The 26,954-nt window shown below is 50.8% G+C and carries 17 protein-coding genes; 9 read left to right on the top strand and 8 right to left on the bottom strand.

Annotation, left to right across the window (positions count from 1 at the left end; translation table 11 throughout):
* Positions 1-113: 113 nt before the first annotated feature.
* The 4 genes from J5069_RS14790 to J5069_RS14775 all read left to right on the top strand — a co-directional run bounded on the left by J5069_RS14790 (position 114) and on the right by J5069_RS14775 (position 8,889).
* Entirely contained in the window at positions 114-1,775 is a 1,662-nt protein-coding gene (locus tag J5069_RS14790; protein ID WP_264644600.1) for a ShlB/FhaC/HecB family hemolysin secretion/activation protein, read from the top strand.
* Positions 1,776-1,833: 58 nt separating this feature from the next.
* Entirely contained in the window at positions 1,834-7,134 is a 5,301-nt protein-coding gene (locus J5069_RS14785) for a DUF637 domain-containing protein (RefSeq protein ID WP_264644599.1), read from the top strand.
* Entirely contained in the window at positions 7,131-7,634 is a 504-nt protein-coding gene (locus J5069_RS14780; protein WP_264644598.1) for a contact-dependent growth inhibition system immunity protein, read from the top strand. The genes J5069_RS14785 and J5069_RS14780 overlap by 4 nt, the downstream gene beginning before the upstream one ends.
* A gap of 223 nt (positions 7,635-7,857) precedes the next feature.
* The gene (locus J5069_RS14775) at positions 7,858-8,889 is read left to right on the top strand and encodes a pentapeptide repeat-containing protein (RefSeq protein WP_264644597.1); all 1,032 of its coding nucleotides are present in this window, start codon (positions 7,858-7,860) and stop codon (positions 8,887-8,889) included.
* 76 nt (positions 8,890-8,965) lie between these two features.
* Here J5069_RS14775 and J5069_RS14770 read toward each other — a convergent pair whose 3' ends face one another.
* The 6 genes from J5069_RS14770 to J5069_RS14745 all read right to left on the bottom strand — a co-directional run bounded on the left by J5069_RS14770 (position 8,966) and on the right by J5069_RS14745 (position 18,809).
* Positions 8,966-9,955: a Gfo/Idh/MocA family protein gene (locus J5069_RS14770; protein ID WP_264644596.1), complete on the bottom strand. Its 990-nt coding sequence runs from the start codon at positions 9,953-9,955 to the stop codon at positions 8,966-8,968.
* A 183-nt stretch (positions 9,956-10,138) separates the two neighbouring features.
* On the bottom strand, positions 10,139-11,563 hold the full coding sequence (gene lpdA / locus J5069_RS14765; RefSeq protein ID WP_264644595.1) for a dihydrolipoyl dehydrogenase: 1,425 nt from the start codon (positions 11,561-11,563) through the stop codon (positions 10,139-10,141).
* A gap of 216 nt (positions 11,564-11,779) precedes the next feature.
* The gene (gene aceF / locus J5069_RS14760) at positions 11,780-13,669 is read right to left on the bottom strand and encodes a pyruvate dehydrogenase complex dihydrolipoyllysine-residue acetyltransferase (RefSeq protein ID WP_264644594.1); all 1,890 of its coding nucleotides are present in this window, start codon (positions 13,667-13,669) and stop codon (positions 11,780-11,782) included.
* A 13-nt stretch (positions 13,670-13,682) separates the two neighbouring features.
* On the bottom strand, positions 13,683-16,346 hold the full coding sequence (gene aceE, locus J5069_RS14755; RefSeq protein WP_264644593.1) for a pyruvate dehydrogenase (acetyl-transferring), homodimeric type: 2,664 nt from the start codon (positions 16,344-16,346) through the stop codon (positions 13,683-13,685).
* Positions 16,347-16,515: 169 nt separating this feature from the next.
* Positions 16,516-17,280, bottom strand: coding sequence for a pyruvate dehydrogenase complex transcriptional repressor PdhR (gene pdhR, locus J5069_RS14750; protein ID WP_196907846.1), 765 nt, complete (start codon positions 17,278-17,280; stop codon positions 16,516-16,518).
* 425 nt (positions 17,281-17,705) lie between these two features.
* Positions 17,706-18,809 carry a hypothetical protein gene (locus J5069_RS14745; protein ID WP_264644592.1) on the bottom strand — a complete coding sequence of 368 codons (1,104 nt, stop codon included), beginning with the start codon at positions 18,807-18,809 and terminating at the stop codon, positions 17,706-17,708.
* 464 nt (positions 18,810-19,273) lie between these two features.
* On the opposite strand from J5069_RS14745, the gene J5069_RS14740 reads away from it, so the two are divergent.
* Positions 19,274-20,644 (top strand): amino acid permease, encoded by a 1,371-nt coding sequence (locus J5069_RS14740; protein ID WP_264644591.1) that lies wholly within the window; start codon positions 19,274-19,276, stop codon positions 20,642-20,644.
* 595 nt (positions 20,645-21,239) lie between these two features.
* Positions 21,240-22,028: a helix-turn-helix transcriptional regulator gene (locus J5069_RS14735; protein ID WP_264644590.1), complete on the top strand. Its 789-nt coding sequence runs from the start codon at positions 21,240-21,242 to the stop codon at positions 22,026-22,028.
* Between the two features lie 112 nt (positions 22,029-22,140).
* Here J5069_RS14735 and ampE read toward each other — a convergent pair whose 3' ends face one another.
* Both ampE and ampD read right to left on the bottom strand, forming a co-directional pair.
* Positions 22,141-22,995 (bottom strand): beta-lactamase regulator AmpE, encoded by an 855-nt coding sequence (ampE, locus tag J5069_RS14730; protein WP_264644589.1) that lies wholly within the window; start codon positions 22,993-22,995, stop codon positions 22,141-22,143.
* Complete coding sequence (gene ampD / locus J5069_RS14725) at positions 22,992-23,567, bottom strand: 1,6-anhydro-N-acetylmuramyl-L-alanine amidase AmpD (protein WP_264644588.1); 576 nt, start codon at positions 23,565-23,567, stop codon at positions 22,992-22,994. Before ampD ends, ampE begins: the two co-directional genes overlap by 4 nt.
* Positions 23,568-23,842: 275 nt before the next feature.
* Between ampD and ppdD the strand changes: the two genes are divergently transcribed.
* From ppdD to hofC, 3 genes are read left to right on the top strand one after another with little or no spacing between them, the layout of a single operon-like run.
* Positions 23,843-24,289 (top strand): prepilin peptidase-dependent pilin, encoded by a 447-nt coding sequence (gene ppdD, locus J5069_RS14720; protein ID WP_319801683.1) that lies wholly within the window; start codon positions 23,843-23,845, stop codon positions 24,287-24,289.
* Between the two features lie 2 nt (positions 24,290-24,291).
* Positions 24,292-25,725 carry a type II secretion system protein GspE gene (gspE, locus tag J5069_RS14715; RefSeq protein ID WP_264644586.1) on the top strand — a complete coding sequence of 478 codons (1,434 nt, stop codon included), beginning with the start codon at positions 24,292-24,294 and terminating at the stop codon, positions 25,723-25,725.
* Between the two features lie 10 nt (positions 25,726-25,735).
* Entirely contained in the window at positions 25,736-26,938 is a 1,203-nt protein-coding gene (gene hofC, locus J5069_RS14710) for a protein transport protein HofC (RefSeq protein WP_264644585.1), read from the top strand.
* Positions 26,939-26,954: the final 16 nt, after the last annotated feature.

The following is a 26,954-nucleotide window of genomic DNA, read 5'->3' as shown; positions in this document are numbered from 1 at the left end:
ATTATTTGCAATATTTTAAACCATAAATATACGATTCAATCCTATTTAAACCTGAAAATTTCGCCGCGCGTAGACTGAGAAAAATGTAATTCCATGTAAAGGGGAGATGCATTATGAGGTCTATATCACTGTTATTACTGTTTTTATCCATGCATGCTTATGGAACAACGCCTTCAGCCAGTGAAACATTCCCCACAGACCGAACAGAAGTGGAACAGCAGCAAAAAGCGCTGTTAGAACAGGCGGAACAGCAGCGTGAATCACTGCGGCAACAGCAGTCTCCCTCCGCCCCGCCAGAAGTACAGCCTGAACAAGACGAAGGTGTGTGCCGCAATGTCCGCCACATCGCTATAGAGGGAAGTACCGTTCTTTCCCTGCCTACCCAAAAAACCATCGTTGCGCCCTGGCAGCATCGCTGCCTGACGGTCTCTCACATGCGCCAACTGGTGCGCGCGATTTCTCAACGCTATCTGGAGCGCGGCTATGTCACCTCACAGGCGTGGTTACCGGAACAGGATGTCTCCACGGGCGTCTTGCGCATTGCCATAACAGAAGGCCGAATCGAGTCCATCACTCAGCAGGGAAAAACACCGCACTCACTTGCCATGGTTTTTCCCGGCAATCAGGGACGCCTTTTAAACCTGCGCGATCTCGAGCAAGGGTTAGAGCAGCTCAACCGACTGACATCCCAACCGGTGACGATCGATATCCAACCCGGTCATCAATCAGGCTACTCGCGGATACTGATTGTGAGTAAGCGCAAAGCGTTTCCCGCCAGCGTGAGTTTCAGTGCAGATAACAGCGGACAAAAAAAAACCGGCGTTGCCCAGATGAGCAGCTCCGCCACGCTGGATAACCCGTTCCAGCTTGCCGAACGCTGGAATCTCTCAGCTACCCACAATGCGACATTTCAGAGAGACAGGCGTAATCGTAGTCTTTCAGGCGGCGTCACATTACCTTATGGCTATTGGCTGTTTAGCTATCAACACCACTGGAATGATTTTCATCAGCCCATTCCCGGTAGCCGCTGGCGCTATCAGGGGATGTCGCAGTCACAGCGCTTTGGCATTAACCGCACGTTGTTTCGTGATGGTAACCAGAAACTGGCATTCGATGTGGCGCTCACACGCCGACGCACAGAGAACCGCCTCGCCGACCGTGTGTTGACCAATAGCAGCACGACGGTAAACAGTGTAGCTCTCAGTCCACATTACAGCCGCCGGATAGGCAAGGGATTTGCCACCCTTAATCCCACCGTGAGCTGGGGGCTGCGCGGCTTGGGCGCCACAAAAGATCGACCGCATGCACCAGATGCCCCGCGCAGCCAGTTCCTTAAATACAGCATCAGCGCCAGCTATCTCTTTCCCCTCGCCCCTTCGCTCTATTACCTCACCAGCGCCTATGCCCAAACCTCGCAACACAATCTTCACACCAACGAGCAGATTGCGGTTGGCGGCCATTACTCGGTGCGCGGGTTTAAAGAGCAATCACTCAGCGGCATACAGGGCGCGTACTGGCGCAACGAGATCAACTGGCAACCGGGCATCTTCTCCGCACTGGGCGATATAACGCTGATTGCCGCGCTTGACGGTGGCTGGGTAAAAAAACAGCGTGGCCGCACCGAGGGTGGCAGCATCGTCGGTGCCGCATTAGGTCTGACGCTCAATGCACGACATTTCGCTCACAGCATCACGCTCGGAAAACCCCTCATCCATCCCGATACGCTGGCCCCCGATCGCTGGGCACTTTACTGGCAAACCACACTCGCTTTCTAGTTTCAACAGGTTACGTCAACCCGACACAACATGGACAACACTGAAAGGAGATAACACGATGAAGACACCTTCCCCCCCAATCAGCCGCGGTATCAGCTATCTGCTGATTTATATGACGGCGGTGTATCCGCTACACCCTGCCTTCGCGGCGGGTATCAAGTCCGCTAATGGCAACACCCACGTGCAGGCAGGCAATGTGCCGGTGGTGAATATTGCAACGCCCAACGCCGCCGGCATTTCCCACAATGTGTATCAGGATTTCAACGTCAATGCGTCCGGTGCCGTGCTCAATAACGCCACCGCAGCGGGAGCATCGCAACTGGCAGGCAAACTGAATGCAAACGCCAACCTCAAGGGCAACGCGGCTGAACTGATTATCAATGAAGTCACGGGCGGCAGCCGCTCTGAGCTGATGGGCAAACTGGAAGTATTTGGCAATAAAGCCCAACTGGTGATTGCCAACCCCAACGGCATCACCTGCGACGGCTGCGGGTTTATCAATACCCCTAACGTCACGCTGACCACCGGCAAACCGCAGTTTGACAAGCAGGGCGCACTGGATGCGCTGGAGGTGCAAAAAGGCAGTGTCATCATCGGCGGCAAAGGGATGGACGTAAAGGCACAGGAGTACGTTGACATCATCAGCCGTGCCACGGAACTGAACGGCAAGATAACCGCACAGAATCTGGCGCTGACACAGGGGGCTAACCGCATCAGCTACCGTGATGGCTCAGTCAAAAACCTTGCCGGGCAAGGCACCCGTCCGACACTGGCAGTAGACACCAAAGCGCTGGGCGGCATGTATGCCAATAAAATCCGGCTGGTCGCCAGTGAAAGCGGCGTGGGCGTTAATCTGGCCAACGTCGTTACTGCACAAAACGACCTCACCCTGACGGTGGATGGCAAAGTCTCTCTTGGCAACATCAATGCCAAAACCGACCTTAATGTGAGCAGCTCAGCCATTGAGGTTAATAACAGCAGCATCAATGCGGGCCGCGACATTACGCTTGCCACCCACACACTGAAAAACACCGGCAAAATCGTGGCTGGCAAGGATATGCGCCTGTTTGCGGATACCGCGACCAACCAGGGAGGTAACGCGCTCATTCAGGCCAATGATAATTTGTGGATACAAAAAGACGCCTCCGGCGCGCTGAGTACGTTAGTGGATAATATTTCAGGCACGATTGAGACAAATACGGGTGATGTGATTATTCGGACTAAGAAGTTGGAGAATCGGAGGGAGAAGTTTGAGATCCCTGCCGAAAATATTTCTGGAGAAACTAAAAATTCGTTACTTGACAAGACTACCCATGAAACACTCCCGTTTTATAATCAAAAAATCCAATTATATCGCGAAATTTGGGGCATGGATTTTCCCATGGGAAAAAGAGTACAACCAACGCCTATAAAGATAAACCCAAATGAGACCACAATAAAAAAATTCATACTAAAATCACAAACACCCAGATCGGTTATCGCCAGTGGACGGAATATTTACCTCAGAGCCGACTCACTCAATAATAACCAAAGTGATATTACAGCCAAAGAAAACCTCATTTTAACCGGGAATAATTTCCAAAGTTCAAGGCTGATAACCGGTTTCGAAATTGCAACCAACCTGCTACTGCCTTCCAATAAAAAAGTTACAGAAAAAATATGGGTAAATGATGAAACCTACTCAGGAAAGCTACAGGCAGGGGGAGGGCTGATTCTTGATTTTAAAGATAGCATTGCCTTTGGAAATCGAACTCTGGCAAAAATCAAGGAGTATGGTTACCCCAACAGAGCATTAAAAAACCACATTGACATCGCCACCGCAAAAAATATTTTAATAAAAAGTAAGAGTGTCACCCTTAACAGCGGTTTTAAAGCGAGTCAAAACTTCACTGCTATCGTCGACAATACTATAAGTATTGACAGCGCAATACTTCAGGCGGGAAATGAACTTGCAATAACATCCATTAATAATATCACCACTACACAAAGTCAGCTAAAAGGTAAGAATATCAACTTACTATCACGAACTGGTGATGTACGCTTCAATCCCATTGAGCCTCGGGATTATGGCCCCGATAAAAAACAGAAAATATCACAGATTTCTGCACAGGGTAATCTGGATATCTTTGCAGGAAAAACAATCTCTTTTGAAAATGTCTCATTAGAAAAACCTAAACAGATCACCTTCACTGCGGGTAGCGATATTCAGGTTGCTCGCAATGAGAGCACATTGACATATCCGTTACTCGGCACAAAATTACCCATTGATGACGTACTGATAAAACAGGCTGGACTGTGGGAAAGCAGCGGCGATATCACCCTTTCAGCGGGAAAAAATATACTACTGCAAGGGATGACGTTAACCAGTGATAAATCCATCACCTTAGGCGCAGGCCAGGACATCAATCTTGCTCCGCGCGCTAGCAATAATAACGATGATGACGTGTTTAAATTCCAACGTCGCCCGGAAATGCGTACGCAGTTAACCGCGAAAGACAATATCACCCTCAACGCAGCACGGGATATCAATCTGCAAGGTGTCACAGCAAGTGCGGCGAACAACACCACGGTATTTGCCGGAAGAAATCTTACGATAGGTGCCATTCCCTACTCTGCCATCCCTAACCCTGGACAAAATCCTAAAGACGATCGCCATTGGGGAGCCGATATCCAGGGTGGCAAAGGATTAACCCTGGCGGCAAACGGTGCGCTTACTGTACACGGCAGCAAATTGCACTCTGCCGGTGATGTTAGATTGTCCAGCAATGGCAATATGCGTTTTGAATCCGTCCGCAATATCCAGATTGATGGCAGTACAGAAAACTACACCCAACAAAGCACCGAATTAAACAGCGGTGCCAATCTCACCGTAATATCCAATGGCAGCATCTTATTTCAGGCGACCAAACTAGCGGCCAAAGGCGCGATGGATATCGCCGCAAAAGGCGGATTTCTCTACGCTCAGGCCATGGAAGAGTTTTATCGATGGGAAGAAGAGAAGAAAAGATGTAAGGGGCGTTTTGGCATTGGTGGTTGGTGCCCTTTAGGCAAAAAAACCATCACCAAACACAGAGCCCATGCAGCCAATAAAGTCACCGAATTCACTGCCGGGGGCGATATTACCCTGATGGCCCGTGATGATATCACGCTGGAAGCCGCCAAAATCAACACCGCCAAGAATGCCAAGCTCACCAGTCAAAAAGGGAAAATCAATTACAAGGCGGTGAAAGATACCCGCTTTGAGCAAACCATAACAAAAACCAGAAGCGTCTATATCACCCATGAAGACGAAGGCTTTATTCACGGAAAATGGGTACTACCCAGCATCTACACCGGGGGTAAGCTCACGGTCACTGCGGCAAAAGGCATCAATGCCGATGTCAAAGCCAAAGCGGGTCAATCCCTTGAACAGGCCATCGATATTCTGGGCAACTCGCCGGGCTACGAATGGTTAAAACCGCTTAAAAGCAAAGAGAACGTTAACTGGAATCAGGTCAAAGACACCTACACCAGTTGGTACGATGAAGTGTCAAATCTCAACCCGGTCTTCGGTGCCATTATTGCCGTTGCCGCTGCGGTGGTAACGTATGGTTCCTCGTTAGCCACGACAGTAGGGGGTATGGCGGCCAGCAGCGCAGGCAGTGCAGCAGCCAGTGCTGGTGCCTCTGCCTCCGCCGCCGCCATGGCATCCGCTACCGCCGGTGCCGCCGCACAAGCGGGCCTGGCGACCATCGCCTCACAGGCCGCCGTTGCGTTGGCCCAGAACAAAGGAGACCTTCCCGCCACCTTTAAAACGCTGGCTAACAGCGACTCGGTAAAATCACTCGCCACCAGCATGATTATTGGCGGTGCCCTGGGTGGACTCGACAAAGCCATGGGGTGGACCGCAGCCGTGAAAGGGGGCACCACGCCCGTCACCAGTAAGCTGCTTATCACGGATAATGCCACCTGGAACAGCGTTGCCCAACGCGTTGCGGCACACTCCGTCGTCAGCTCTGCGCTGGGCACCGCCATTCAGGGCGGCAGTTTTGCTGACAACCTCAAACTCGCTCTGTTAAGCAATATCGGTAGTCAACTGCACGCGGAAGGGGCATCCCTGATTGGGGATAACGGCCAGATTCTTGATATCCCTGGCAAAGCAGTGAGCCATGCCGTGGTATCCGCCGTCGCTGCCGAAATTGGTGGAGGAAATGCTAAGGGGGCCGCAGTAGGCGCACTGGCGGCAGAACTGGCAGGGGTGATGCTTGGCGATAACCTGATCAAACCCGAAGCGTGGCAGAGAAAATCTGAACAACAGGCCCAGATGGCTAGGGTATTAGGCGCCGTCGCCGGTGGTGCCTTTACCGGAAAAGCCAGTGGCGTCTACAGTGGTGCCACCGGTGGAGAAAACGCGTTCCGCTATAACTACCTAAGCCATCAACAAAAAATGTTGATGAATAAAGATCTTGCCGCAGCGAAAACCATGCTGGATAAAGCCTTTGTACTGGCGCGCTGGGGCGTGACCAGCGGCAAGCAGGATGGCGCATTTGCCGCTGGCGTGGTCTCCGGTGTGCCTGTCGAGTTTGTCGAAACCGCTCAAAGTTTGATTGCACTGGTCACCAACCCCGGAGAAGCCTGGGATGCGCTCAGAGCACTCATTAACGAGGACGATGCCTGGGAAAAGGTGAGTACTGGCGTAAAACAAGGCTATATCAACCGCATCAATACCATGAAGGCATATTACGAGAAAGCTGGCGTGGAGGGTGCCTATTACTCCGGTCTGGAGTTTGGTAAGCTGGCGACAGAGGCGGCGGGCGTTCTGGTCGGTGGCGCAGGCATTGCGAAAATCGGCACAAAGCTAACCGCGAATACGGTCAAGGCGTTACAAAAAGCGGCAGTAAAAGATGCTCATAGTCTGGTCGATATTCGTAATGTGGTGCGTATCGAAAAGAACGGCAGCAAAACACAAATGTCCTGGATGGAAGGAAACTATAAGCAGGGGTATCCCTTCGAAGACTATATGGTGACACAGTTACCAAAGGGGAGTCGTTTGCCAGAAGGTTTTAAAGCCTTTGATTTTTATGATGTGAAAACCAAAACGGCGATCAGTGTTAAAACATTAAACACCAATACGCCGTCAAGAATAAAAGACCCTAAACAGCTTTATACATCGATAAAGGGGAATATTGATGATGTGGTGAAGTTTCAAGGTGATAGGAAACTAAAAGTGATACTAGAACCTAGTGATATTACTAAACGAGAAGTTATCATTGCAATCCCGAAAACCACATCGACCCAGCAGTGGGAACAAATCAACAAAGCCATAGTCTATGGTTCTGAGAAAAATGTGAAAGTTAAAATCACGGTGGTGAAAGAATGAATCAGGCACAAAAGCAGGGGCTTAATGCTGGCGCGCTATTTAATAACGATTTTTATTGCATTGAAACATATTCTGGTTATGGATTATTACGAGATGACCCTGAAACCAAAAGTCATCTCCTTATGCCAGAATGCAGTAATGAAGTACTCGGAATTACCCTACTGACTGCATTATCGGCCAGTAGGGTTGTCGACCCTGATGATCATGATTTTTTCGACCGTGATAGCGCCGCTATTTCATTCAAACAATGGGTGGGTGAGATGATGAATACTTACAGCTACAAAACAAAGAGGGCACTGTTTAAAAATATGTTAAGTTGCGGAGTGCGACAACTCAATGGCATCATCACCATAAGACCTTCCGTACATGACAGACTCGATGGCTGGTCAGGAAATGGCATTGCTGAATCCGATTACGTTATCATTCCTGATAACAGCACGCCGGAAGAAATAGGTGCCGCGTTGCGCCTGGCCTTTTCACGCTGTAAAAACAAGATGTAACAACAGGTTATTCTGAGTATCAAGGGTATATGTGGCTTTCTTTAGCCACATATACCCGTCATGCTTCACGTTGCAGGCAGCCAACTGCCCGCAGAAGACACAACGACGGGCATACTGGCAATGGAATTGATGCAGTCACCCTCCCAGCCCCTCCTTTCACCCTATGGCATTAGAAAAGGAATTCGTCATTATAAATCCTTTCACTTTATTGAGGGATCGAAAGATGAGCATCGCAAGCATGTCAGAAATAGTATCCTGTGTTACCGGTGTAGGCACTGATTCGGCCAAAGACAAAGCCATCGCTCCCCGCACACTATTAGAATACATTATGAATTTCTTTAGTTTTGGCGGTATACGTGACACCAATGCAAGAAAGCACGATGCGTTTATTCAGGCATTAACAAACACCCTTGTCGCCGATACTCATGAGGGAGAAATACACGAAATAATGACGGTCTACCATTCGGGGTACACCATCACCTTCACCTCTCCTGGTAAAAATAACGAAGGTGCGCAAATAAATGTTCAGGTTGAGAAGAATGGTAAAAAAGCGCAGGGGGAAATTCAATCGTCCATCTATCAAAACGTATGTAAGTCTCTGGTATTTCGAGCCCAACATCACCTACCTCTTCCCTCTTCCCCGTTAACCAATGAAGGAAAAATTGATTTACGCAATGTTAATTTAGCCAAAACCTCATTAGCTGATAACGATCTCACCAACATGGATTTGAGCGGTGCGCAACTGGCAAAAACTGACTTATCCGGCGCAGATCTGACGGGATCATTGTTAGTAGGCACAAATCTGTACAAGGCTAACTTATCGGGTGCCAACTTGGCTGGAGCCTCTTTTTCCCGGGCGAACTTGTCCAAAACGGATATGGATAAGGCAACGCTCAGTGCAACCGACTTCACAGAAGCAAATCTTCAAGATGCAAAATTAGTGGCGGTGACGGGCTTTGATACCAATTTCTCACATGCCAAAGCACACAATATCATCCTGAATAGGGCTGATTTAGAGCGCGCCAATTTTTCTAACGCCAATCTGAGCAGAGCAAGCGTGGTCGACGCGAAACTCCTCAATGCCAATTTCCGATACGCAAATCTAACGAGAGCAAGATTAGACAAATCAAACCTGACATATGCCAGCCTGACAAACACCAAAATGTCACATACGAGTTTAAAAGATGCGATATTGACGGGCACTTTGCTTGAGCAAAACAAACAAGCGCCCATATTTACTCGTACTCCGACTTAAGCTGTCAAATAAAACGTATTTGCTAATAGAGAGACCAAGGTCGTGATTGCCCAACGCACACACGACCTTGTTTAAATCACTGTTTATTTTCCCCCGGAAACACAACCCCCCACTGCCGCCGCAATTCATCCATCTGCGCCATAATCGCCTGGCTCTCATCGAGCGGCATCAGCTCACATTCGGTTTTTCCTGCGCGCAAACATGCCATCACAGCGGCGGCCTGGTAGTTATAGCCATTGCCTTCAAGCGGGGAGGTTACCGTTATAGGTGCTTCGCCGATCACCGCCAGCGTGGCGGAGGTCGCTTTGGAGAATTCGGGAATAACGATGGTCCCTTTATTGCCGATAATCCGCGCTTCTTTTTGCGTTGGGGTGTTGATCGAGCAGGACAACACCGCCACTTGTCCATCCGGGTAGAGCAGCGTCATGGCAGAAAGGTCATCCACACCGGTTTCATACAGGCTGGCAACGCCGGTGATCGTGGACGGAACCTGCTGGAAGACCCAGGACGCAAATGAAATAGGGTAAACCCCGACATCCATTAATGCGCCACCGCCGCGATGCAAGCCCACTTTGCGATCCTCGGCGGGCCCTTCACGGCGAAAACCGAAATCGGCGCTGACCATACGCACCGGGCCGATAGTATCGGCATCAAGCCATTCACGGACTTGTCTATAAACCGGGAAGAAGCGCGTCCACATGCCTTCCATCAGAAAAAGATTTTTTTCGCGCGCGACACGGATTACCTCTGCGGTTTCATGACGATTCAGGGTAAACGGCTTTTCGCACAGCACTGATTTACCGTGATTCAGACATAACAAGATATTGTCTTTATGGGCGCTGTTGGGGGTGGCAATGTAGACCACGTCGACATCGGGATCGCTCACCAACGCCTCATAGCTGCCGTAGTATTTCTGCGCGGGAAAATGCTCGCCAAACTGTTCGGCATGTTGCAAAGAACGAGAACCTACGGCATAAAGCTCCGCATCGCTTAACTGGCCCAGCCCTTGTGCGAAGCTTTTCGCAATAGTGCCGGTGCCCATGATTGCCCATTTGATGGTTGCCATCTCTTTTCCTCTATCAACCTGCTCTATTTTTAAAATGCCGGTTTTTAAAATACCGTTTTGATTTTCGATGTATAGCAGGAAAAGTAAAAAGTGTTAGCGTGCTAGCTTTTGTCGGGGATAAAACAGAGATAAAAAAAATCCGGCGTCTGAGCGCCGGATTTTCATGCCTGCAAACCTGAAAACTTATTTTTTCTTCGCTTTCGGGTTCGGCAGGTCGGTGATGCTGCCTTCGAACACTTCAGCCGCCAGGCCAACAGATTCGTGCAGCGTCGGGTGGGCGTGAATGGTCAGCGCGATGTCTTCCGCATCACAGCCCATTTCGATCGCCAGACCGATTTCACCCAGCAGCTCGCCGCCGTTGGTACCGACAATCGCGCCACCAATAACACGGTGCGTTTCTTTGTCGAAAATCAGTTTGGTCATGCCGTCTGCGCAGTCAGACGCGATGGCACGGCCAGACGCCGCCCACGGGAAGGTAGCCGTTTCGAAGCTGATACCTTTCTCTTTCGCTTCTTTCTCTGTCAGGCCAACCCATGCCACTTCCGGCTCGGTGTAGGCAATGGACGGAATCACTTTCGGATCGAAGTAGTGTTTTTTGCCCGCGATAACTTCAGCGGCTACGTGACCTTCATGCACGCCTTTGTGCGCCAGCATCGGCTGACCGACGATGTCGCCGATAGCGTAGATGTGCGGCACGTTGGTGCGCAATTGTTTGTCAACGTGGATAAAGCCGCGCTCGTCAACTTCCACGCCCGCTTTGCCGGCATCGAGGTTTTTACCGTTCGGTACACGGCCGATAGCCACCAGCACCGCATCATAACGTTGCGGTTCAGCAGGGGCTTTCTTGCCTTCCATCGAGACGTAAATACCGTCTTCTTTGGCTTCTACCGCCGTCACCTTGGTTTCTAGCATCAGGTTGAATTTCTTGCTGATGCGCTTGGTGAAGACTTTAACGATGTCTTTATCCGCAGCCGGGATCACCTGATCGAACATTTCAACCACGTCGATCTGAGAACCCAGCGAATGGTACACGGTGCCCATTTCCAGACCGATAATACCGCCGCCCATCACCAGCAGACGTCCCGGAACGCTTTTCAGTTCCAGCGCATCGGTGGAATCCCACACGCGCGGGTCATCATGAGGAATAAACGGCAGTTGAATCGGACGAGAACCGGCGGCGATGATCGCGTTATCAAAGTTGATCACGGTTTTGCCTTCGGCACCGTCAACTTCCAGCGTATTGGCACCGGTGAATTTACCCAGACCGTTGACCACTTTCACTTTACGGCCTTTCGCCATACCGGCCAGACCGCCCGTCAACTGGGTGATAACCTTCTCTTTCCACAGACGGATTTTGTCGATGTCGGTTTGCGGTTCGCCAAACACGATACCGTGCTCCGCCAGCGCTTTGGCTTCTTCGATAACTTTTGCTACGTGCAGCAACGCTTTAGAAGGGATACAGCCCACGTTCAGACACACACCACCCAGCGTGGAGTAGCGCTCTACCAGTACGGTTTCCAGCCCCAGGTCCGCGCAGCGGAACGCCGCAGAGTAACCCGCAGGGCCAGCACCCAGTACCACTACCTGAGCTTTAATTTCTGTACTCATCATGACCTCTTAATTGATTTCCGGCGGGTCTGTGACGTCATTATTATTGAGTCTTAACGCCCTCTTCCACCGGGACGTGTCTTTTGCCACTGTAGTTTACAAAATGGTTAACAATTTTGAAACAACAAGCGACTAACGATTTGTCCTTAATCACTGACAGCTGTAGCAAATAACAGCTTATCAGAAAAAAGCCGACCGTAAGGCCGGCTTTTTCGATTACATCACCAGGCGGCGGATGTCAGACAAGGTGTTGTTGATGATGGTGATAAAGCGAGCACCATCAGCACCGTCAATGACACGGTGGTCGAAGGACAGAGAGATCGGCATCATCAGACGCGGCGTAAACTCTTTACCATTCCAGACCGGTTCCATCGCAGACTTGGACACACCCAGGATAGCCACTTCCGGCGCGTTGACGATCGGCGCGAAGTGCGTGGTGCCGAGGCCACCGATGCTGGAGATAGTGAAGCAGCCACCCTGCATTTCACCCGCAGTCAGCTTACCGTCACGGGCTTTCTTGGAGATAGCCATCAGTTCGCGAGACAGCTCGATGATGCCTTTCTTGTTCACGTCTTTAAACACCGGAACCACCAGACCATTCGGCGTATCAACGGCAACACCGATGTTGATGTATTTCTTCAGCGTCAGACGTTGAGCATCTTCAGACAGCGAGCTGTTGAAACGCGGCATCTGCTCAAGCGCAGTGGCAACGGCTTTCATGATGAACACCACAGGAGTGATCTTCACGTCCAGTTTACGTTTTTCTGCTTCCACGTTCTGCTGTTTACGGAACGCTTCCAGATCGGTGATATCGGTTTTGTCGAAGTGCGTAACGTGCGGGATAACCACCCAGTTACGGCTCAGGTTGGCACCCGAGATCTTCTGGATGCGGCCCAGTTCAACTTCTTCCACTTCACCGAACTTGCTGAAGTCCACTTTCGGCCACGGCAGCAGACCCGGCAGAGAACCGCCGGTCGCAGCGCCCGCAGCAGGTGCAGATTCAGCGCGTTTAACCGCGTCTTTCACGTAAGCCTGGATATCTTCGCGCAGGATACGGCCTTTACGACCGCTGCCTTTCACTTTCGCCAGGTTTACACCGAACTCACGCGCCAAGCGGCGGATAACCGGCGTTGCGTGAACGTAAGCATCGTTTTCAGTAAATTCGCCTTTGGCATCTGCCTTGGCAGCAGCCGGTGCCGGTGCTGCGGCTTTCGCCGGTTGCGCTGCCGGTGCGGCTTCTTGTTTGGCGGCCGGAGCAGCAGGCGCAGCGCCTTCTACTTCAAACACCATGATCAGCGAACCGGTTTTCACTTTATCGCCGGTGCTGACTTTGATCTCTTTCACGGTGCCCGCGAACGGTGCCGGAACTTCCATAGAGGCTTTGTCGCCTTCTACGGTGATCAGCGATTGCTCAGCGGCAATTTTGTCTCCGACTTTCACCATCACTTCAGTGACTTCAACTTCGTCGCCGCCGATATCCGGTACGTTCACTTCTTTCGGACCAGACGCCGCAGCGGCAGGCGCAGCCGCCGGAGCCGCTTGCTGTGCCGGAGCCGCCGCGCCAGCAGCGCCTGCGACTTCAAACACCATGATCAGCGAGCCGGTTTTCACTTTGTCGCCGGTGTTGATTTTGATCTCTTTCACCACACCTGCGAACGGTGCCGGGACTTCCATGGAAGCCTTGTCACCTTCTACCGTGATCAGTGACTGCTCAGCGCTTACGCTGTCGCCCACTTTCACCATGATTTCGGTAACTTCAACTTCATCGCCGCCGATATCCGGCACGGCCACTTCTTTCGCCGCGCTGGCTGCTGCCGCAGGGGCAGGCGCAGCGGCTTTGGTTTCCGCCGGAGCCGGTGCCGCTGCTGCCGCACCCTCTGCTTCGAAGACCATGATCAGTTTGCCCGTCGCCACTTTGTCGCCGACAGCCACTTTAATCTCTTTCACCACGCCAGCCTGAGGAGAAGGTACTTCCATGGAGGCTTTGTCGCCTTCCACGGTGATCAGCGACTGTTCAGCTTCTACTTTGTCGCCCACCTTCACCATCACCTCGGTGACTTCAACTTCATCTGCACCGATATCCGGTACGTTGATTTCGATAGCCATTACTCTTTCCCTCTTATGCCAAGCGCGGGTTAACTTTTTCAGGATCGATGTTGAATTTCTTGATGGCTTCAGCCACCACAGAAGCGTCAACGTCACCGCGTTTAGCCAATTCGCCCAGTGCGGCAACTACTACGTAGGACGCGTCCACTTCGAAGTGGTGACGCAGGTTTTCACGGCTGTCAGAACGACCGAAGCCATCAGTACCCAGTACGCGGTAATCGCTGGCCGGAACGTAAGTACGTACCTGCTCGGCGAACAGTTTCATGTAGTCAGTGGACGCAACAGCCGGTGCATCGTTCATCACCTGAGCGATGTACGGTACGCGCGGCGCGTCGGTCGGGTGCAGCATGTTCCAACGTTCGCAGTCTTGACCATCGCGCGCCAGTTCCGTGAAGGAGGTTACGCTGTAAACATCGGAACCGATGCCGTAGTCGTTGGCCAGAATCTGTGCCGCTTCACGAACGTGACGCAGAATAGAACCCGAGCCCAGCAGTTGAACCTTGCCTTTCGCGCCCGCTACCGTTTCCAGTTTGTAGATACCCTTACGGATACCTTCTTCCGCGCCTTGCGGCATGGCTGGCATGTGGTAGTTTTCGTTCAGCGTGGTGATGTAATAGTAGACGTTTTCCTGCGCTTCACCGTACATGCGCTCCAGACCGTCATGCATGATCACAGCCACTTCGTAAGCGAAGGACGGGTCGTAGGAAATACAGTTCGGGATAGTCAGCGACTGAATGTGGCTGTGACCATCTTCGTGCTGCAAACCTTCGCCGTTCAGCGTGGTGCGGCCAGAAGTCCCGCCGACCAGGAAGCCGCGCGCCTGTTGGTCACCCGCTGCCCAGCACAGGTCGCCAATACGTTGGAACCCGAACATGGAGTAGTAGATGTAGAACGGGATCATCGGCAGGTTGTTGGTGCTGTAAGACGTTGCCGCCGCCAGCCAGGATGAACCGGCACCCAGTTCGTTGATGCCTTCCTGCAAGATCTGACCTTTCAGGTCTTCTTTGTAGTAAGCCACCTGCTCACGGTCCTGCGGGGTGTACTGCTGGCCGTTCGGGCTGTAGATACCGATCTGGCGGAACAGACCTTCCATACCGAAGGTACGCGCTTCGTCAGCGATGATCGGCACCAGACGATCTTTGATCGACTTGTTCTTCAGCATCACGTTCAGGGCACGCACAAAGGCGATGGTAGTAGAGATTTCTTTGGTTTGTTCTTCCAGCAGAGAGCTGAAGTCTTCCAGCGTCGGCAGTTCCAGTTTTTCGTCGAAATTCGGCTGACGAGACGGCAGGTAACCACCCAGAGCCTGACGGCGCTCATGCAGGTATTTGTATTCATCAGAATCTTTGTCGAAAGTGATGAGTGGCAGTTTTTCGATGTCAGCATCAGCCACCGGCACATTGAAGCGGTCGCGGAAGTAACGCACGCCGTCCATGTTAACTTTCTTGACCTGGTGAGCGATGTTTTTGCCTTCTGCCGCATCACCCATCCCGTAACCTTTGATGGTGTGCGCCAGAATAACGGTCGGTTTACCCTTGGTGTCTTGCGCTTTTTTCAGTGCAGCAAAGACTTTCTTCGGATCGTGACCACCGCGGTTGAGGGCCCAAATCTGATCGTCGCTCCAGTCAGCAACCAGCGCAGCCGTTTCCGGGTATTTGCCGAAGAAGTGCTCACGCACGTAGGCACCGTTTTTGGATTTGAACGTCTGATAGTCACCGTCAACGGTTTCGTTCATCAGTTGGACCAGTTTACCGCTGGTGTCTTTACGCAGCAGTTCGTCCCAACGCTCGCCCCACATGACCTTGATCACCTGCCAGCCAGCACCACCGAAGATGCCTTCCAGCTCGTTGATGATCTTGCCATTACCCGTAACCGGTCCGTCCAGACGTTGCAGGTTACAGTTGATGACAAACACCAGGTTGTCCAGTTTCTCGCGGGTCGCGATGGTGATAGCACCCTTGGATTCCGGCTCATCCATTTCACCGTCGCCCAGGAAAGCATAAACGGTTTGTTTGGAGGTGTCTTTCAGACCACGGTTTCCGAGATACTTCAGGAACTTAGCTTGATAAATGGCACCGATCGGGCCCAGACCCATAGATACGGTCGGGAACTGCCAGAAGGTCGGCATCAATTTCGGGTGCGGGTAAGAGGAGAGCCCCTGACCGTGTACTTCCTGACGGAAGTTGTTCATCTGATCTTCGGTCAGACGCCCTTCCAGGAAGGCACGCGCGTAGATACCCGGAGAGATATGGCCCTGGAAATACACCAGATCGCCGCCATCCTGTGCACTGCGTGCACGGAAGAAATGGTTAAAGCACACTTCGTAGAAAGTCGCGGAAGACTGGTAGGACGCCATGTGGCCGCCCAGATCCAGATCCTTCTTGGACGCGCGCAGCACGGTCATGATGGCGTTCCAACGAATAGCGGAACGAATGCGGCGCTCAAGGTCCAGGTTACCCGGATAGGCGGGTTCGTCTTCCACAGCAATGGTGTTTACGTAGTTGCTAACGGCACTGCCTGCCCCTACGTTTACGCCACCCTTGCGCGCTTCTGACAATACCTGATCGATCAGGTACTGCGCACGTTCAACACCCTCTTCACGGATAACCGATTCGATCGCCTGTAGCCAGTCGCGAGTTTCGATCGGATCCACGTCATTATTCAAACGTTCTGACATGGTGTATTCCTTATCTGTTTCTAATCAGTTAATTTTCTGGAGCCTGTCTTGCTGTACTCTGCCATTGTCGTCATAGCATCGACGGCTGTCATGTCATCGACGGTTGTCAAAGCACAGTAAGACAGGTCCAATCTCGTCATTTACGCGTTCAACGCCCCAATCAGAGCGCTCAATCCTTGCGTTGCTGGAGCCGACGTAGCGAACGCTCTCTTCGGCTATGTTCCCGGTTAAGATCCAGCAGTACTTCCTCAATAAACGCCAGATGACGATGCGACGCTTCGCGTGCCTTTTCAGGTTCGCGAGCGACAATCGCCTCAAAAATCCCGGCGCGATGACTGCTTACCTGGGCCAGAACTTCTCGGCTCAGATACAACAATTCAAAATTCTGTCGCACGTTCTGTTCCAGTAACGGTCCCATACAGCGTAGCAAGTGTAGCAAAACCACATTGTGCGTTGCTTCTGTGACAGCCACTTGATAATGCATAACGGCTTCTGACTCTGCGACCAGATCGCCCGAGGCACGTGCCTGCTCAATCTGGGTATGGCACTCGCGGATGCGCTGGAAATCTTCTTCAGTACCACGCAACGCCGCGTAGTAGGCAGCGATGCCTTCCAGCGCATGGCGGGTTTCCAGCAGATCAAATTGAGATTCAGGATGGGTGCTCAGCAGTTCCGACAACGGGTCACTCACGCTTTGCCACAGGTTGTTCTGGACAAAGGTCCCCCCGCCCTGACGACGCAGCAGCAGGCCTTTTGCCTCCAGACGCTGGATGGCTTCTCGCAAAGAAGGACGGGAGACATCAAACTGTTTCGCCAGTTCGCGCTCCGGGGGGAGTTTCTCGCCGGGGCGCAAGGTTCCTTCGAGGATCAAAAACTCCAGCTGTTGTTCAATCACATCTGACAGTTTGGGCTGACGGATCTTGCTATAGGCCATGGTAAGTGTTTCTCTGCGAAGTGCGCGGAGTCAATTGGTAATACCAATTTCAAAAACGTGACGCTAAAGTAACAAAGTATTCACCTTCTGTCCATACGGACGTTGCGCTAAATCATGTTCTCCACCAGATTTTAACAATTGCACGATCCGATTAGGTCAAAACCCTATACTCATTAGGAAGTAGCGGCTTCAACCCTATAAATGTTTTAACTTTTATGAAACGAAAACCTGTCAATGCTGAACCGTTCAACCCACAATTAAATGAATAAAAATCCATAATTAATGAATTTAAAATCAAAAGTAAGTCATGGGGCTGGAACGGGCGATACTTACTGTTAACATTCTCTCTTTTTCGAACGGTGATATTTTCAGCAACAAAAACCTATACACAACATCATCACCCTTCTCACTTTTTCCGATAAAAATCAGCTGTCACCCATCGATTTTACTCTCTCGATCTGACGATTGACATCGTTAATCGCAGTGTCACAGATCATGGATTTCATCCTGAGATTGCTCAGGTGTTCTGCGGTCTTTTCTGCCCGCCGGGTGTAAGTGCTGTGCTTTGCATCATACCCATCAATAGTCTGGACGATGTCTTTCATCAACGCCGTTCGGCAGCGTTCGGCCAGAGACACCCCATCACGGGTCCCTTTTTTCAAGGCATTTTGATACTCTTTCAACACAGCATATGCATGACAATAATCGATGAGGGTGCTCTGCCATTTTTTCCCTTGTATACTGGGTATTTCCCTTTCAATGTGTTTTCTTCGGCCACAAACGCGTTGCGTGCCAAAATATTTTTTGGCGTAAGCATCCGCCGAAAGGTGACTTTTCCAGGTGGTAGGCCCGCATCCAAGATCTTTAGCGCTGTAAATTTTGTTATCCACCGCCAATCGCAGAACATAATCCAGGTCAGACATTTTTTTCTGCGCATGGTGCGTAATTTCACGAAGCTGGTTATAAAGGTAAGCGACATTTTTCTTGGTTTCTGACAAATTATCGTTGGCTTTCTTTATTACCGTCTCAGCATCATCATCGCGCAATACGTTTAACTGCAAATGACACGCCTCACGTTTATGTTTGAATAAATCAGCGTTATCCACATTAAGGGCTCTGATCCCTGAGTGTTTCAAAATCTCTTTTTCAATTAATGATTTTTCAATTTTTATCTGATTTTGATTATTCCTATAACGACTGATGTAGTGCTCTCTCACATTGGGGTCCTTGGTGACCCTTTTTTTTAACGCCTCGGCTATTTCCACCAATTTTTCTTTTTTCTTGTCATAATGTTTAGATTGCTGTTTCATCAGTTTTTCGTGCAAAGGCGCAAGCCTTTTATCCACATCATGCTGGTCTCTGATCTTCATTCGTTTAAATAAATCAATGCCATTAGTGGCGAATTCTATTTTTTTCGCCACTTTCCCCATGTTGTCTAACGCCTCATGGCTTATTCTATCCTGACGAACAAGGGATAGGTAGGTAGACATAAATATATTGACATCCACAGGCTCAAATTTAATAGGCATAGCGTCGATATAATCCTGCTAAAATGAATATTAGAAAAGCCATGATGTAATGTTATCGGCACATTGTATTCCATAAAGCGTTCATTAAATTTGACATTTTTTTATTAATCTTAAAACCAATAAAGCAGTCAGATAAATTACACCGACTTTAGCACCGCAAAGGCATCTTCCCTTTGACGTCTCGCTGGTCGCAGAGAGTGTGTCATATCGACCTGGCGTCAGAACAGGCGTAAACCGTTTCCATGCTGGTCTAAAAATGTACACAGGCAATATTTTCGTGGGGCCGATCGACAAATCGCGACAAGAAATCAGTGCAATCTCTTCCGCTTACCACTATTCTCTGACAAACGGTAGTCATCTGCGTATTTTCATCTGGTGAATGCCGTAAAAATAACATTACACAAACGTAAAATGACGCGAGCATCTGCATCGTGTCTGTTGCGCTCTGACAGAGGGTCACATTAATGGATGGTCAACAACACGACGGGACGCTGAAACGCGGCTTAAAAAACCGTCATATTCAGTTGATTGCCCTGGGTGGTGCCGTTGGCACCGGGCTGTTTTTAGGGATTGCTGCCACCATCAAAATGGCAGGTCCTTCCGTACTGCTGGGCTATGCCATCGGCGGTATTATCGCGTTTTTTATCATGCGCCAATTGGGAGAGATGGTCGTCGAAGAACCTGTTGCAGGCTCTTTTAGCCATTTTGCCTATAAATATTGGGGCGATTTCGCCGGGTTTGCTTCCGGCTGGAACTATTGGGTGCTCTACGTGCTGGTCGCGATGGCTGAACTGACGGCCGTGGGTATCTATGTGCAGTACTGGTGGCCCGATATTCCCACCTGGGTTTCTGCCGCCGTCTTTTTCCTGGTGATTAATGCCATTAACCTCGCCAATGTCAAAGTGTATGGTGAGATGGAGTTCTGGTTTGCCATCATCAAGGTCGTGGCAATTATCGGCATGATCGTGTTTGGCGGCTGGCTGCTGTTAAGCGGTCAGGGCGGACCGGAAGCCACAGTGACCAACCTGTGGGCGCAGGGCGGGTTCTTCCCCAATGGCGTCAACGGCCTGGTGATGGCAATGGCGGTAATCATGTTCTCGTTTGGTGGCCTGGAACTGGTGGGTATCACCGCAGCAGAAGCGGATAACCCGGAAACCAGCATTCCGCGCGCCACCAATCAGGTCATCTACCGTATTCTGATCTTTTATATCGGTTCGTTGGCCATTCTGCTGTCGCTCTACCCTTGGGGGAAAGTCGTGGAAGGGGGCAGCCCTTTTGTCATGATTTTCCACAACCTGGACAGTAATGTCGTGGCAACCATACTCAACGTTGTGGTGTTGACAGCAGCGTTATCGGTATACAACAGCTGCGTGTACTGTAACAGCCGTATGCTTTACGGCCTTGCCAAACAAGGTAATGGCCCGAAAGCGCTGTTGACCGTCGATAAACGCGGTGTACCCGTTATTGCCATCGGCATTTCTGCCGCCGCAACGGCGCTGTGCGTCTTGATCAATTACCTGATTCCGGGTAAAGCGTTCGAACTTCTGATGGCATTGGTGGTGTCTGCACTGGTGATAAACTGGGCAATGATCAGCCTGGCGCACCTGAAATTCCGCAAAGCCAAAGAGCAAGAAGGCGTGCAGACCAAATTCAAAGCGCTGCTCTATCCGCTGGGCAATTATATTTGCCTGCTGTTCCTTGCGGGCATTTTAGTGATCATGTTCTTAACCCCGGGAATTCAGATTTCCGTACTGCTGATACCCGTATGGCTGGTCGTGCTTGGCATCGGTTATGCCGTGAAACAGAAAAAACAACGGGTCGCAACCACCCGCTAAACGATATGACAACGGCACCTTCGGGTGCCGTTGCGATTCATCAGCTTAGCCAGCGCAGAATGAGTTATCAAAAGAAAGAACGCGTGCTGAGGGGGATGTTTATCGGAGTAACAGTGCCAGAACAGGTGTAACTGTATACGAAAGCTCAGGCCGAGACTGTACTTTAGTACATCTGGTATTCAGAAGTGAAAAGATTTATCGTTGCTGAATAAGAAAATCGGATAAAAAAAGTGATCCTCCGAAGAGGATCATACGCCAAATTGGCCAACACCAGGGAAAATTTTCGGCTAGTATTGCGAACAACACATATGCTGTCAATGGTTGGCTACTCGCAGTGAAATCAATTAGGAATTTTGATACACTTCATTTACCTTCAAAAGGTAGCAAGAAATTTTCATTGTCAACAGTTTCATATGTTAATGATACCTGCCTAAATCCTCACATATCATAAAAATCTCTTCTTTTGATAGACATACCTCGTTGTAAGGTAACCTGACTTGTTCAGCCTAAAGCATTACGTTTAACATCCGTAACAACATGATTGGAGTGTATGGTATAAATTATAAGAATTTCATTTATCAATGGAGAAAAATGTATGCCAAATCCCTTCTGTAATAACACGAAAATCAATACTTCAATCAGAATGCATTTAGAAAAAGAATTAGATAAATATAACAACATCAAATTTGCTTATGCCATAATGAACAAAAACGATCCGGCCGACTTTACCGTAATATCAAATAAGACAGAATGGTTTTCATTCTATACCAAAAATAACTATCAGGTTATCGATCCCGTCCTCATGACTGCATCATCACGTATCACGCCATTTTCCTGGCATGAAAGTATAGCAATGAATAAAGATACAAAAAAAAACATGATTTTCCAAATGGCAAAGTACTACAACATACTTGATGGGTATACCTTTTTACTTCACGATCACTGTGACAATCTTGCTGTCCTATCGATCATCATGGATAAGTACTGTGACAGTAGTATGGAAAACACCATAACGGACCATAAAAACGATATCCAAATGTTGTTATTGACAACACATGATAAATTCATAAATTTTTATCACGAAGAATATAACGAGGATAGCATCAACATACCACAATCCAAAACGGCCCTCTCAAATAGAGAAAATGAAATCTTATATTGGGCAAGCATTGGGAAATCATATCAAGAAATCGCTATTATTCTTGCGATAAAACTCACTACGGTAAAATATCATATGGGTAATGCCGTAAAAAAATTGGGCGTTAATAATGCTAAGCACGCCATAAGACGAGGAGTCGAGTTGAAACTCATTAGACCTATAACGCCCTCTCACAATAGCTATCCCCTGAATAATTCGAGTGATAAGAGGGCATCAAGTGAGTGACGAACTGTCTGGAACAGCGCTGAACAAGACTTAGGCTGAACCGGAGCATGCACCTCGCAGATGAACGTCATCAATGGCTATGCACCTTGTGATATACCCCACCAGATTCAACTCAAAGCAACGTACCGTAAATCGTTAGCGCAGCCACCACCACCACCATCACCACAGACACTTTCTTCGCCAATATTACGGCAGCGCGCGGTGCATCAATCGGATCGGTGTGAGATTCGCGAACCAGAGAAAATTGTGCCAGCTGTGTAACAACCCAATAGGGAGAATGGTGCATATCGCCCAGCGATGCCAGCCAGGCAGGAAGCGCTTTTTCACCATGGCCTAACAGCGCATAGGTGATACCCGCCAAACGTGCCGGGATCCAATCCAACCAGCGCAACAAGGCATCTACGCCCGATTGTGCACGGACCAAAGGGGTATGATGCCGCGCCAGACAGGTTTGGCGAGCGCGTAAAATCGCATAGCCAACCAGCGCTATCGGCCCGTATGGCCCAGCGACCACAAACCAGAACAGCGGTGCCAGATAAAAGCGAAAGTTGAGCCACAGTAGTGCATTTTGCAATTCGCTCAGTTTTTCCCGCTCGGTGGCATCCAGCGGTAAGCCATGAATCAAGGCCAGCTCTTCTGCCAGCGCCTGCATCGCATCCTGTTCACCGCGTTGTGCTGCGCCAAGGTAATTCTGATAATGCTGCCGCACCTCGCCTGCACCAATACACAACAGTACGATAGCGATCCAGAGCAACAGCCCCACCAGCCCGAACAACACCCCCTTCGCCAGCCACAACAGTGCAGCGGTTGTGGCCATCCCCAACAACACTAACAGCAACGTCTGCAATAAAGAGGGCGCTGAGAGGCGGCGAAAAATCGTTTCCAGATGCGAGTCTATCTGCCAGCGATCGTTTTTTTTAAACAAACGCTCCCACGTCAGGGCCAGCAGCAAGGTAAACAGGGTCATGAGCGCTCACTCCTCTTATCGTCAATTTCCGGCACCTGGATCAATTGGTGATAATGCTGCCAGTCAAAGGCCGGACCGGGATCAGTTTTACGCTGAGGGGCGATATCACTGTGCCCGGTTATGCACTGTGGCGTAATGGGGTACTGGTTCAACAACAACCGAGTAATACAGGCCAACTGTTGGTATTGCTCCTGAGTAAAAGGTAGCGTATCAGTGCCTTCCAGTTCGATGCCAATGGAGAAATCGTTACACCGCTCACGGCCGGCAAACTGGGACACCCCTGCATGCCAGGCGCGTTTATCAAAAGGGACGTACTGCACAATACCGCCATCACGGCGAATCAGGCAGTGTGCTGACACCCGCAAATGGCTGATGTCACGAAAATAGGGGTGTGCCTGGGGATCGAGCGTTGCGGTGAACAGTTGGTCAATGTAGGGGCCGCCAAATTCTCCCGGCGGTAAGCTGATATTGTGTATCACCAGCAATGAAGGAGGCTCTTCGTCAGGGCGCGCATCGCAATGGGGGGAAGGCACCCGTTTTACGCCTGTTAACCAACCCGCTTCCAACTGCATACCACACGCTCCCCAATAAATGGTGTCATGCCATTATTACTCAGCTTTGGTTATTTTCCTAGCAAGGCATCTATAGAATAACCATTAACTCATTAAAATATAATAAATTTATTAAAAACCACTTATTTCTGCGATATCGATTCCAGATTTAACAAGAATCATGCAACCCGGGCCATTCTCTACGATCCGGCCTTCCAGTTATCCACATCTGCGCTCGTCCTCCCCTCGAGCCTCTTCTACCTTTATGCCAAACCTGCTGACTGAAAAGGACGATGATGAACACAGAACGCGGATTCACCCTGGTTGAGTTGATGATCGTTATCGCGATTGTCGCCATTCTCGCCTCGATTGGCATTCCGGCTTATCAGGGATACCTGCAAAAGGCTGCCATGACCGACATGCTGCAATCGCTGGCACCGTATCAAACTGCGGTCAATTTGTGCGCGTTGGAAAACAGCAGCGTTGCGCCTTGTAACGCAGGAAGCCAAGGCATTCCCGTCGCAAGAGGTTCACGCTATGTCAGCGATCTCAGCGTAACACAAGGCGTCATCAGCTTGACGGGGCAGTCTGCCTTGCAAGGGTTGAACCTGACCTTGATACCACGTTGGGATAGCGGCACCAGTTCCGTCATTTGGCGCCGACACTGTCAGGCGGCCACGCAGGCTGAGAGCTTGATAGTCGCTTGCGAACGGGTATTTCGTTTCGATGATGCCGCGGAGTAAACATGAGTACATACGCTCCGTTGGATCAAGAGCTCAAGCGCCTGTGCCAACGCTATCAGGCACGGCTGCTGGCATTGGATGAACAAACGGTCACCATCGCCATTACCGGGGATGTGGCACCTGCATTGCTGACAGCGCTCAAATTCGCCAGTAATCGCCGTATCGTAGTGGAACGCTGGTCACAAGCGAGACTGGAGCAGGCTTTCCACCCCGCGTCACAGGCGGAAGAAAGCGACGCCGTGTTCAGCGTGACGCCCACCACCGAGCCGACAGACGAAGAGACGTCCGTTATCCACTATATCAATCAAACGCTGGCGCAGGCCTTTCAGCGGCGGGCTTCAGATATCCATTTTGAACCTATGGCGGATAACTATCGTGTTCGAATGCGTATTGATGGCGTGTTGCATATTTGCACATCCCCCCCGTTAGACTGGGCCGCACGCCTTACCGCACGACTGAAAATCATGGGGCAACTCGATATTGCAGAGCGCCGTCTGCCGCAAGACGGTCAGTTCTCGTTTGCGCACAATGCACAGTCGCTCTCTTTGCGTATTGCCACACTGCCCGTACTGGAAGGCGAGAAAGTGGTACTGCGCGTATTACAAACCTACCAACAGATGCTTACTCTCGACAGTCTGGGTTTATCGCCGACGGCATACGCCTGCCTGACACAGGCGTTACAGCAGCCGCAGGGCATGATCCTGGTGACCGGCCCCACCGGAAGCGGCAAAACCGTGACGCTGTACAGCGCAATATGCTGGCTTAATGAAAACCAGCGCAACATTTGCAGTGTGGAAGATCCGGTGGAAATCCCGTTGCCGGGCATCAATCAAACCGCATTGAACCTTAAGGCAGAGCTGGATTTCAGCCGCATTTTGCGTGCCTTGCTGCGTCAAGATCCTGATGTTGTCATGATCGGCGAAATACGCGATAGCGAAACGGCAGAAATTGCCGTGAAGGCGGCACAAACCGGGCACCTGGTATTATCGACGCTACATACCAATTCCGCGATTGAAACCCTGACCCGGCTCGGGCATTTGGGCATTCCCGGCTATTTGCTCGCGGGGGCGCTGACGCTGCTCATTGCCCAACGTCTGGTACGGCGTCTCTGTCCGCACTGTAAAACACCCGCATCCCAGCCATTAATGTTCCCCGATACGCTATGGGCAGCCCCCGTTCCGCACTGGGAGGCGCAAGGCTGTGAACACTGCATGAACGGTTATTATGGACGAACCGCCCTCTACGAGCTGCTGCCACTCACCCCAGCGCTACGACACGCATTGAGTCGTGGGGCCAGCACGCAAGACCTCGCGGTACTGGCCAACGAAACGGGTTATGACACGCTCTTGCTATCGGCCTTGCAAAGGGTTTCCCAAGGGGAGACATCCGCCGCCGAAATGTATCGCGTCATTGGTGCATCACCACACTCTCATTGAGCCTGAGGCCATGTCACAAAAACTCTATTCCTGGCTTGCCCTCACGTCACACGGCGAATTACAGCGCGGGGAAAGCATCGGCAATGCGCGTCAGCACGTTTATCTCCGTCTGGCTCAGAAGGGATACCAGCCGTTACGTTTACGCTACCGGCAGACCCTCACGCAACGGTACTGGAAAGCAGCGGCACGCATCGCCTTGTTTAAACAGGTTGCCGCATTGCTACAGGCTGGCCTGCCGCTGCTGAATGCACTGCGACTGCTCGCCGAACAGCATGAACTGCCGGGATGGCGATGCCTGATTAACACATTGGCCGATGACATTGCCGAGGGCGAATCCTTTTCTGACGCCCTGCGTCACCACCCACAGGTGTTTCCCACGCTTTATCCCACGCTGGTTGCCGTCGGGGAGATGACGGGTAAACTGGATGTGTGTTGCCAACAGCTAGCGATGCAGCAAGAGCAGCAGCTTCAACTGCAAAAGAAAGTGAAACAAGCGCTGCGCTATCCCGGTTTTGTTCTGGGTGTTAGCGTTACGGTGAGTATCATCATGCTGGTATGGGTATTACCCGAATTTGCCAGCTTGTACGAGACATTTGAGGCACCGCTACCGCCGCTGACTCAGCACGTTCTGGCACTGGCGGATGTGGTTGCACATCACGCCCTGCTGTTACTGATGCTGCCGGTGAGCATCGTACTGGGGTATCCGGTGTGCCGAGCGCGCTCCATGGCACTACGCCGGCAGGAAGAACGTTTTTTGCTGAAAATCCCGCTACTCGGCGCACTGATGCGAGGAGAGGCATTGAGCTACCTTTTCACACTGCTCGCGTTGACGCAACGCGCTGGGCTTACACTGCCTGCCGGTCTGACCGCTGCCGCCACCCTTCCCTATTTTGCCTATCAGGAAGCACTACACCCGATTCTGCGCAATATAGAACAGGGAGACTCACTGCAACAGGCGATGACACCGTATAGCGGGTTATTCCCGCCCCCTTGCACGCAACTGATTCGCGTAGGAGAAGAAACCGGCGCGCTGGACAACATGTTTAGCCAATTAGCGCACTGGCACCAACAGCAAACGGCACAGCGCGCTGAAACGCTAACCCACACGCTGGAACCGCTGCTGATCGTATTGGTGGGGGGCATTATTGGTACGCTGGTCATCGCCATGTATCTGCCCATCTTCCAATTCGGCAATCTGATGGCGAATGCATAACGCCTTCGCCATCTTC

Origin of the sequence: Candidatus Symbiopectobacterium sp. NZEC127, assembly GCF_025962675.1 — a bacterium.
Taxonomy (GTDB): Bacteria; Pseudomonadota; Gammaproteobacteria; order Enterobacterales; family Enterobacteriaceae; genus Symbiopectobacterium.
This window is presented reverse-complemented; position numbering and strand designations above follow the sequence as displayed.

Excerpts from the sequence above, each read along its gene's own strand:
- J5069_RS14790 (WP_264644600.1), top strand. The coding sequence starts at position 114 with ATGAGGTCTATATCACTGTTATTACTGTTTTTATCCATGCATGCTTAT.
- J5069_RS14780 (WP_264644598.1), top strand. The coding sequence starts at position 7,131 with ATGAATCAGGCACAAAAGCAGGGGCTTAATGCTGGCGCGCTATTTAAT.
- J5069_RS14770 (WP_264644596.1), bottom strand. The coding sequence starts at position 9,955 with ATGGCAACCATCAAATGGGCAATCATGGGCACCGGCACTATTGCGAAA.
- hofC (WP_264644585.1), top strand. The coding sequence starts at position 25,736 with ATGTCACAAAAACTCTATTCCTGGCTTGCCCTCACGTCACACGGCGAA.
- pdhR (WP_196907846.1), bottom strand. The coding sequence starts at position 17,280 with ATGGCCTATAGCAAGATCCGTCAGCCCAAACTGTCAGATGTGATTGAA.
- ampE (WP_264644589.1), bottom strand. The coding sequence starts at position 22,995 with ATGACCCTGTTTACCTTGCTGCTGGCCCTGACGTGGGAGCGTTTGTTT.
- J5069_RS14735 (WP_264644590.1), top strand. The coding sequence starts at position 21,240 with ATGCCAAATCCCTTCTGTAATAACACGAAAATCAATACTTCAATCAGA.
- ppdD (WP_319801683.1), top strand. The coding sequence starts at position 23,843 with ATGAACACAGAACGCGGATTCACCCTGGTTGAGTTGATGATCGTTATC.
- gspE (WP_264644586.1), top strand. The coding sequence starts at position 24,292 with ATGAGTACATACGCTCCGTTGGATCAAGAGCTCAAGCGCCTGTGCCAA.
- J5069_RS14740 (WP_264644591.1), top strand. The coding sequence starts at position 19,274 with ATGGATGGTCAACAACACGACGGGACGCTGAAACGCGGCTTAAAAAAC.
- J5069_RS14775 (WP_264644597.1), top strand. The coding sequence starts at position 7,858 with ATGAGCATCGCAAGCATGTCAGAAATAGTATCCTGTGTTACCGGTGTA.
- aceF (WP_264644594.1), bottom strand. The coding sequence starts at position 13,669 with ATGGCTATCGAAATCAACGTACCGGATATCGGTGCAGATGAAGTTGAA.
- J5069_RS14745 (WP_264644592.1), bottom strand. The coding sequence starts at position 18,809 with ATGCCTATTAAATTTGAGCCTGTGGATGTCAATATATTTATGTCTACC.
- ampD (WP_264644588.1), bottom strand. The coding sequence starts at position 23,567 with ATGCAGTTGGAAGCGGGTTGGTTAACAGGCGTAAAACGGGTGCCTTCC.
- J5069_RS14785 (WP_264644599.1), top strand. The coding sequence starts at position 1,834 with ATGAAGACACCTTCCCCCCCAATCAGCCGCGGTATCAGCTATCTGCTG.
- lpdA (WP_264644595.1), bottom strand. The coding sequence starts at position 11,563 with ATGAGTACAGAAATTAAAGCTCAGGTAGTGGTACTGGGTGCTGGCCCT.
- aceE (WP_264644593.1), bottom strand. The coding sequence starts at position 16,346 with ATGTCAGAACGTTTGAATAATGACGTGGATCCGATCGAAACTCGCGAC.